General features: G+C 51.4%; 1 rRNA gene (cut by both window edges). It reads left to right on the forward strand.

The features are described from left to right. Positions 1 to 636, forward strand: a 23S ribosomal RNA gene (locus ASE86_RS15535) (its annotated part extends past both window edges: 476 nt to the left, 327 nt to the right); the annotation flags it as partial.

Consider the following 636-nt stretch of genomic DNA (forward strand, 5'->3'; position numbering starts at 1 on the left):
GGCCACACTGTCTCCTCCTGAGACTCAGCGAAGTTGAAATGTTTGTGATGATGCAATCTCCCCGCGGAAAGACGGAAAGACCCCATGAACCTTTACTGTAGCTTTGTATTGGACTTTGAACAGATCTGTGTAGGATAGGTGGGAGGCTTTGAAGTGAGGTCGCTAGATCTCATGGAGCCAACGTTGAAATACCACCCTGGTGTGTTTGAGGTTCTAACCTAGGTCCATTATCTGGATCGGGGACAGTGCATGGTAGGCAGTTTGACTGGGGCGGTCTCCTCCCAAAGCGTAACGGAGGAGTTCGAAGGTACGCTAGTTACGGTCGGACATCGTGACGATAGTGCAATGGCATAAGCGTGCTTAACTGCGAGACTGACAAGTCGAGCAGATGCGAAAGCAGGACATAGTGATCCGGTGGTTCTGTATGGAAGGGCCATCGCTCAACGGATAAAAGGTACTCTGGGGATAACAGGCTGATACCGCCCAAGAGTTCATATCGACGGCGGTGTTTGGCACCTCGATGTCGGCTCATCTCATCCTGGGGCTGTAGCCGGTCCCAAGGGTATGGCTGTTCGCCATTTAAAGAGGTACGTGAGCTGGGTTTAAAACGTCGTGAGACAGTTTGGTCCCTATCTT

This window comes from Sphingomonas sp. Leaf33, from assembly GCF_001421785.1.
Taxonomy (GTDB): Bacteria; Pseudomonadota; Alphaproteobacteria; order Sphingomonadales; family Sphingomonadaceae; genus Sphingomonas.